Genomic DNA, 6,141 nt, shown 5'->3' on the forward strand with positions numbered 1-6,141 from the left:
CGGATGCGCCACCGTGAAGGCGCCGCGGGCCGCCGAGCCGCGCACCTCGAACAGCCAGGACGGTACGAGGGCCTGGCGGCCGTCCACCGGCTGCGCGGCCAGTCCGAACACCGCCTTCTCGACCGTCACCACATCGCCCTTCGGTGCGGCGGGGGAGCCGGTGGAGGCTCCGCACGGCTGCTCCAGGCGGTCCTTCAGCGGCACCGGGCTCGCACACCCGCCGATGCCCATCCGGTGGCCCCCGGCGGGCTGCTTGTTCATCAGCTTCACCGTGTCGGCCGCGCCCAGCACGGGGTACGTGTCGCCCTTCGCGAGCCGCGCCAGCATGCCGTGGCCGCCGACGATGTCGCCCTTCTCGTCCACGGTCAGGCCGGTCGTCCAGCCGTAGGTGGGCAGACCGTCCACCACCGGGTCGGCGTTCACCACCCGACGGCCGCCCATCACCTGGCTGGCGTCGATCTTCGCGTCGTCCTGCCCCAGCGCCTTCAGTACCGGCCGCGCCACCCGTTCAGCCTCCGCCGTGCCGACCGGCTCGTCCGCCGGGGCGGCGGGGTCCTGCGCACAGACGGTGATCTTGCGGCAGTTGTCGGTGCCGGGCGCGTAACGGGTGTACGACCAGTCGGCGCCGGTGACCCGCAGGACCGGCCCGCCCTCCCGCTCTCCGGCCCGCCAGCCGGTGCCGTCGGCCACGGGTGCGCCCTCGATCCCCAACGCCTTGGCCAGGCGGGCGACTTCGTCCCTGCCGGCCTTGTCGTCCGCGAGGTGGACGGGGGCGGAACGGGGGCCGTCGGGGAGGTCGCCCTTGATGACGTAGTGAACTCGGCCGTTCGGGTCGGGCTCGCCGACGGCGATGCCGGGGGAGCCGGTGCCGGGCTTGCTGTCCAGGGCGAGCGGCGGGGGTGCGCCCTTGCTCCCGGCCTCGGCCTGCTTGCCGTCCGACCCGGTTCCGGAGGCCAGCCAGGCGCCCCCGCCGCCGACGAGCAGGACGGCGGCGGCGACGGAGGCGACGATTGCGGCGGTACGGGGGCGCCCGGCGGGGGCGGGAGGGGGTTCCTCACCCGTCCGGGTCTCAGCGGCCTCGGCAGTCTCAGCGGCCTCGGCGGTCTCAGTTGCCCCGGCGGTCTCGGAGGTCGCGGCGGTCTCAGCGGCCTCGGCAGTCTCCGAGGTCGCGGCGGGCTGCTCCGCCGGCGCCGATGCCTGCTCCGGCGAAGGCTCCGGCTCGGACTCCGACCGGTCCGGGTTCTCGGGTCGCTCCTTGGTCACCGCATCGCTCCTCGCTGCTCGTGCCCCGCGTCTCCCGCGCGGGGGACGGCGGTGGGACGCGCGAGGGGAGCGCACGGTTCCCTTCCGCGCGCCCCGGCGAGGGCCGGCTCAGTCGCCGTAGTCGGACATCGCGTCCACCAGCCGTGCCGACCGGGCCGGCACCCGGACCCCGTGGATCAGCGAGAGCGGGACCGGGCGGGTGGCCGGGCGCTCGGGCGGGGCCCAGTGGGGGGCCATACGGGCGCAGTCGCCGCGCAGCGCGGGGAGGTCCACTTCGAGGTCGTCGGGCCTGAGGTTCGTCATGAGCGCACCGTAGGCACGGCAGGGCCGGTGAAGAAAGATCTACTATCGGGTAGTTTTCCCCGCTTCAGTGGCTGCCCGATTACGGGTAGCGTGAACTGTCAGCTCCCCCTCCCGCCAGGAGAACGCCAGCCGTGCGCATCGCAGTCACCGGCTCCATCGCCACCGACCACCTCATGACTTTCCCCGGCCGCTTCGCCGACCAGTTCGTAGCGGACCAACTGCACACGGTCTCGCTCTCCTTCCTCGTCGACAACCTGGACGTGCGCCGGGGCGGCGTGGGCGCCAACATCGCCTTCGGCATGGGCCAGCTCGGCACCCGGCCGATCCTCGTCGGCGCAGCGGGCTTCGACTTCGACGAGTACCGCTCCTGGCTCGACCGCCATGGCGTGGACACCGAGTCGGTCCGTATCTCGGAGACCCTGCACACCGCCCGCTTCGTGTGCACCACCGACTCCGACCACAACCAGATCGGCTCCTTCTACACCGGCGCCATGAGCGAGGCCCGGCTGATCGAGCTGAAGACGGTCGCGGACCGGGTCGGCGGGCTGGACCTCGTGCTGATCGGCGCGGACGACCCGGAGGGGATGCTCCGGCACACCGAGGAGTGCCGGTCCCGCGCGATCCCGTTCGCCGCGGACTTCTCCCAGCAGATCGCCCGTATGGAGGGCGAGGAGATCCGGATCCTGCTGGACGGCGCGACCTACCTGTTCTCCAACGAGTACGAGAAGGGGCTCATCGAGTCCAAGACCGGCTGGAGCGATGAACAAATTCTCGCGAAGGTCGGGCACCGGGTGACCACGCTCGGCTCGCGGGGTGTGCGGATCGAGCGGGTCGGTGAGGACCCGATCGAGGTGGGGTGCCCGGACGAGGAGCGCAAGGCCGACCCCACCGGTGTGGGTGACGCCTTCCGCGCCGGGTTCCTGTCAGGGCTCGTCTGGGGGGTCTCGCTGGAGCGGGCGGCCCAGGTCGGGTGCATGCTGGCGACTCTCGTCATCGAGACCGTGGGTACGCAGGAGTATCAGCTTCGGCGGGCGCACTTCATGGACCGGTTCACCAAGGCGTACGGCGAGGATGCGGCGGCCGAGGTCCGTGAGCACCTGAGCTGACGTTTCCGCCTCGACGGGTCCGTGGTTCGCCGCGGACCCGTTCGGGCTGGTCGTGCTCGCGCGGCGGAGCCGCCGATGCACTACGGCCCCGCGCCCCGGATCACCTCGGCCCCTCCGGCCGGCTCACCCGGCGGACGATGTACGCCGTTCCCCGTTCCGCTTCCTCCTCGCCCACGTACTCCTGCCCCCGCATCTCGCACCACGCCGGGATGTCCAGGCGCGCCGCCTCGTCGTCCGAGAGGACGCGGACCGTGCCGCCCAGGGGGACGTCGGCGAACACCTTGGCCAGTTCGATCACCGGGATCGGGCAGCGTTTGCCGAGGGAGTCGACCACCAGCTCCGCCGGGCGTTCCTCCACCCGCGGCTCCGGGGCGCCGAGCTGGGAGCGGACTCCCGCCACCACGCCCGGCAGCACCTCCAGGAAACGGTCGACCTCCTCCGACGCCACGCCCGGCGGAAGCGACACGCGGACGTTGCCCTCGCTCAGTACGCCCATCGCCTTGAGCACATGGCTCGGGGTCAGGGTGCCGCTGGTGCAGGAGGAGCCGGAGGAGACGGAGAAGCCGGCCCGGTCCAGCTCGGTCAGCAGCACCTCGCCGTCGACGTAGAGGCAGGAGAAGGTGACGGTCCCCGGCAGCCGCCGCTCCGGATCGCCCACCACCTCCACGTCCGGCACCAGCCGCGGCACCCGCGCCCGAATCCGCTCGGTCAGCTCCCGCAGCCGTACCGCCTCGGCGTCGGCCTCGGCCCGTACCGCCCGCAGCGCGGCCACGGAGGCCACGATCGCCGGGATGTTCCCGAAGCCGGAGACGCGCCCCGACTCCCGTTCCTCGCCCGGCCCCCGCGCCGCGAAGCGCACGCCCTTGCGCACCACCAGCAGACCCACGCCCGAGGGACCGCCCCACTTGTGCGCGCTGGCCGTCAGCAGCGACCAGCCCTCGGGCACCGGGCCCCAGCCCAGCGACTGGGCCGCGTCCACCAGCAGCGGCACCCCGGCCGCCCGGCAGGCCCCGGCCACCTCGGCCACCGGCTGCACGGTGCCCACCTCGTGGTTGGCCGACTGCAGACACGCCAGCGCGGTGTCCGTACGCAGCGCCTCCGCGTACGCCGACGGGTCCACCGCCCCCGCCCGGCTGACGCCCACTCGGGTGACAGCACCGCCCCCGGCCTCGAACGCGTCCGCCGAATGGAGGACCGAGGAATGTTCGACCGCTGACACGATCAGGTGACGTCCGACGCGCCGCCGGCCGGCCAACGCCCCCGCCACACCGTCGTGCACGGCCTGCGTCCCGGACGACGTGAACACCACCTCGTCCGCCCGGCACCCCACCGCCTCGGCCGCCGCCTCCCGGGCCGCGTCCAGCAGCAGCCGCGCCCGCCGCCCCTCCCGGTACAACCGCCCCGGATCGGCCCACCCCTCATCCAGAGACGCCAACAACGCCTGCCGCGCCACAGGATGAAGCGGAGCCCCGGAAGCCACATCGAAGAAAGCCACGGACCAACGTTAGAACGAGCGTCACGTGTCCCCACCTCGAGGGGCGCGGGGCTGTGTCCACGCGCGGCTCCGCCACGGGGCGCGACAAGCCACAACGGTGCCGCGCAAACCCCCAAACCGGAACAACAACGGCGATTGGCCCCCCGGCAACACCCCTCAGAACGACCCGACGACGCGTATGCCCCCCTCCCCGCGAACCGTCGGAGACCGTCGGCTAGGGTTTGGTCCGCATAAACATCCAAACCCCTGCCCGACGCAGGGCGGCGACCGACCAGCGAGAAGGCCGCAGCCGACAGCGCGGGCGAGACTCTCGGGAAGGCGCTACGTGAGTCCCAACGGCTCCGACCTCCCCCTTCGCCCGAAAGGCGTGGGCGGTACCCCCAAGCCGCGGCGCGCGACGCGGCGGAAGCTGCTCCAGGCACTGACCGCGGGCCTGGTCCTTGCGACCGCGACCGGTTGCACATACAAGGACTTCCCCCGCCTTGGCATGCCCACCCCGACCACGGAAGAGGCTCCCCGCATCCTCTCCCTGTGGCAGGGCTCGTGGGCGGCCGCGCTCGCTACCGGCGTGCTGGTGTGGGGCCTGATCCTGTGGAGCGCCATGTTCCACCGGCGCAGCCGCACCAAGGTCGAGGTTCCGCCGCAGACGCGGTACAACATGCCCATCGAGGCGCTGTACACGGTGGTTCCGATCATCATCGTCTCGGTGCTCTTCTACTTCACCGCGCGGGACGAATCGAAGCTCCTCAGCCTGGAGAAGAAGCCGGACGTCACGGTCAACGTGGTCGGCTTCCAGTGGAGCTGGGGCTTCAACTACATCGAGAACGTGCCGGGTTCCACCGGTGACGCCAAGAAGGACCCGAACCTCGCGGCCATCCCCACGCGGTTCGTGGACCAGTTCCCGGCCAACGCCGGTGGCGTCTACGACGTCGGTACGCCGGGTACGCGGAACCCGCAGACCGGCAACCCCGGCCCGACGCTGTGGCTGCCCAAGGGCAAGACGGTCCGCTTCGTGCTGACCTCGCGTGACGTCATCCACGACTTCTGGGTCGTGCCCTTCCTGATGAAGCAGGACGTCATTCCGGGCCACACCAACGCCTTCCAGGTGACTCCCAACAAGGAGGGCACCTTCCTGGGCAAGTGCGCGGAGCTCTGCGGCGTCGACCACTCCCGGATGCTGTTCAACGTGAAGGTCGTCTCCCCCGAGCGGTACGAGCAGCACCTCAAGGACCTCGCCAAGAAGGGGCAGACCGGTTACATTCCCGCCGGCATCGCGCAGACGAGCCACGAGAAGAACCGGGAGACGAACAACCTGTGAGCATCCTCAACGAACCCCAGGGTGCCGGCGCGACCGAGGACTCGAACGACAACGAGTTGTTGATCCGGCGCAAGCAGCCCGGCAACGTCGTGATCAAGTGGCTGACGACCACTGACCACAAGACGATCGGCACGCTGTATCTGGCGACGTCGTTCGCGTTCTTCCTCATCGGTGGCGTGATGGCGCTGCTCATGCGTGCCGAGCTGGCGCGCCCGGGCATGCAGATCATCTCCAACGAGCAGTTCAACCAGGCGTTCACGATGCACGGCACCGTGATGCTGCTGATGTTCGCGACGCCGCTGTTCGCCGGTTTCGCCAACTGGATCATGCCGCTGCAGATCGGCGCGCCCGACGTGGCGTTCCCGCGGCTGAACATGTTCGCCTACTGGCTCTACCTGTTCGGCTCGACCATCGCCGTGGGTGGCTTCCTCACCCCGCAGGGCGCGGCCGACTTCGGCTGGTTCGCCTACTCCCCGCTGTCGGACGCGGTCCGTTCGCCGGGTATCGGCGCCGACATGTGGATCATGGGTCTGGCCTTCTCCGGCTTCGGCACGATCCTCGGCTCGGTCAACTTCATCACCACGATCATCTGCATGCGCGCTCCGGGCATGACGATGTTCCGCATGCCGATCTTCGTGTGGAACGTGCTGCTGACC

The 6,141-nt window shown here is 71.0% G+C and carries 5 protein-coding genes and 1 pseudogene; 3 read left to right on the forward strand and 3 right to left on the reverse strand.

Translation table 11 applies throughout. From position 1 onward, the window contains the following. Positions 1 to 1,263: pseudogene (locus tag GT030_RS31535) on the reverse strand (hypothetical protein); the annotation flags it as partial. A 108-nt stretch (positions 1,264 to 1,371) separates the two neighbouring features. After that, the gene (locus tag GT030_RS31540; RefSeq protein WP_161204013.1) at positions 1,372 to 1,566 is read right to left on the reverse strand and encodes a hypothetical protein; all 195 of its coding nucleotides are present in this window, start codon (positions 1,564 to 1,566) and stop codon (positions 1,372 to 1,374) included. 131 nt (positions 1,567 to 1,697) lie between these two features. Here GT030_RS31540 and GT030_RS31545 point away from each other — a divergent pair, with 131 nt between their 5' ends. Further along, positions 1,698 to 2,672 (forward strand): carbohydrate kinase family protein, encoded by a 975-nt coding sequence (locus tag GT030_RS31545; RefSeq protein WP_161204014.1) that lies wholly within the window; start codon positions 1,698 to 1,700, stop codon positions 2,670 to 2,672. A 100-nt stretch (positions 2,673 to 2,772) separates the two neighbouring features. On the opposite strand, the gene GT030_RS31550 is transcribed toward GT030_RS31545, so the two are convergent. Further along, positions 2,773 to 4,167: a cysteine desulfurase/sulfurtransferase TusA family protein gene (locus GT030_RS31550; RefSeq protein ID WP_161204015.1), complete on the reverse strand. Its 1,395-nt coding sequence runs from the start codon at positions 4,165 to 4,167 to the stop codon at positions 2,773 to 2,775. A gap of 367 nt (positions 4,168 to 4,534) precedes the next feature. Between GT030_RS31550 and coxB the strand changes: the two genes are divergently transcribed. Further along, positions 4,535 to 5,485 (forward strand): cytochrome c oxidase subunit II, encoded by a 951-nt coding sequence (gene coxB / locus GT030_RS31555; RefSeq protein ID WP_086690043.1) that lies wholly within the window; start codon positions 4,535 to 4,537, stop codon positions 5,483 to 5,485. Next, the coding region (locus tag GT030_RS31560) for a cbb3-type cytochrome c oxidase subunit I (RefSeq protein ID WP_346009786.1) at positions 5,482 to 6,141 on the forward strand (660 nt) is incomplete at its 3' end. The genes coxB and GT030_RS31560, both read left to right, overlap by 4 nt.

Origin of the sequence: Streptomyces sp. SID1328, assembly GCF_009865595.1 — a bacterium.
Classification (GTDB): domain Bacteria; phylum Actinomycetota; class Actinomycetes; order Streptomycetales; family Streptomycetaceae; genus Streptomyces; species Streptomyces griseoluteus.

What these genes read in the sequence shown, in the direction of transcription:
- GT030_RS31540 (WP_161204013.1), bottom strand. Translation starts at nt 1,566, where the DNA reads ATGACGAACCTCAGGCCCGACGACCTCGAAGTGGACCTCCCCGCGCTG.